General features: G+C 73.2%; 1 protein-coding gene and 1 pseudogene. Both read right to left on the reverse strand.

Annotated elements, in window-relative coordinates; genetic code table 11:
* Window positions 1-302: 302 nt before the first annotated feature.
* Window positions 303-1,277, reverse strand: coding sequence for an ABC transporter permease (locus FV222_RS25910; protein ID WP_147762477.1), 975 nt, complete (start codon window positions 1,275-1,277; stop codon window positions 303-305).
* Window positions 1,277-1,460: pseudogene (locus FV222_RS25915) on the reverse strand (hypothetical protein); the annotation flags it as partial. The gene FV222_RS25910 and the pseudogene FV222_RS25915, both read right to left, overlap by 1 nt.

Genomic DNA, 1,460 nt, shown 5'->3' on the forward strand with positions numbered 1-1,460 from the left:
GCCCATCGGCCCGGTGGCGCTGACGATCCTCGGCCTCGGTGGCCTCGCCGCGGGCACCGAACGCGGCTCGGCATCCCAGACCCAGCCGGTGAGCTCGGCAAGCTCGTCACCCGGGCCGGCCCGTCTCGGATCGAAGGCGCGCGCCATACGCGTGGTCATGCTCGCTGAGGATAGCGCCGAATGCGGCGGGGCGGAGGCGACATTTGCGGCGGCGAATCCTTTCCGGAGGGTTAACGGTTCGCCAAGCGCTTTCGATCACGGGGGTTTTCGGACCGGTTCGCACAGGTCGCCCGGTCGCGCCCTCAGGCCAGGAAGCGCCGCACGGTCAGCCGGGAGATCACGGCGGTGACGAGCGAGGCGATGACGCCGATCGCCATCACGCTGGCATAGCCGCGCCAGCCGATGTGGAAGGCGCCGAACAGCGCCTCGACCTCGTCGCCCGCCGGGCCCGACCGCCAGTTGCGGGCGAGCAGCCCGGCCAGCGCGAAGGCGGCCAGCGCCGCCGCCGAGCCGATGATGCCGCCGCGAAGCCCGAGGCCGAAGAACCGCCGCTGGAAGGCGCGGGCGATGAAGTCGTCGTCGGCGCCGACGAAGTGCAGCACCTCCACCACCTCGCGGTTGCCCGCCATGGCGCCGCGGGTGGCGAACGCGACCGCGAGGCCGGTGGCGACCAGGACCAGGGCGACGATGCCGACGCCGATGCCGACGAAGGTGTTGGCCGCGGTCGAGAGCCGCTGCAGCCAGAGCGCGTGGTCGTCGAGGCTGGCGACCCCCGGCATCGCCTCGGTGAGGCCGGCACGCAGGTGCTTGAGGTCGGGCGCCTGGTCGCCGAGCTTCAGGGTGATGAGGCGCGGCACCGGCAGGTCGGAGAGGTCGAGGCCGCTGCCGAGCCAGGGTTCGAGCAGGCGCTCGGCCTCCATCTTGGAGAACACCCGCGTCGCGGCGATGCCGGGCTCGGCCTTTGCGATGGCGTCGGCCCGCGCGATGTCGGCGTCGAGGTCGCGGCCCGGCGCCGGGCGCACCTGGATCGTCACCTCCTGCGCCACCGTGCCCTGCCACTGCCCGGCGCTCGACGCGACGATCTCGGCCGCCCCCGCGCAGAGGCCCGCCAGGAAGGTGAGGATGGCGATGACGGCGGCGAGCGACCGGCTCGCGGCGGAATCGGTCGGCACCAGGGGCGCGTTGCGCCGCAGGGTCGGGGGAAGCGCCGGCTCGGCCGCGGGCCGATCGACGGGCTTGCGGGCGGCGGCCTGGGTGCGTTCGCGGGTTGCGTCCATCAGCCTTCGATCCGCAGGCGGCCGTCCCCGATCACCATCCGGCGCGCATCGACCGAATCCATGATCCCGAAATCGTGGGTGGCGATGATCACCGAGGTGCCGAGCTTGTTCAGTTCGAGGAAGAGCCGCAGCAGGCGGCGGCCGAGGCTCGGGTGGCCGAGGCCTGGATGGTCGAGGACGGCG

It is taken from the genome of Methylobacterium sp. WL103 (assembly GCF_008039885.1).
Lineage (GTDB): Bacteria > Pseudomonadota > Alphaproteobacteria > Rhizobiales > Beijerinckiaceae > Methylobacterium > Methylobacterium cerastii.

What these genes read in the sequence shown, in the direction of transcription:
- FV222_RS25910 (WP_147762477.1), bottom strand. Translation starts at nt 1,277, where the DNA reads ATGGACGCAACCCGCGAACGCACCCAGGCCGCCGCCCGCAAGCCCGTC.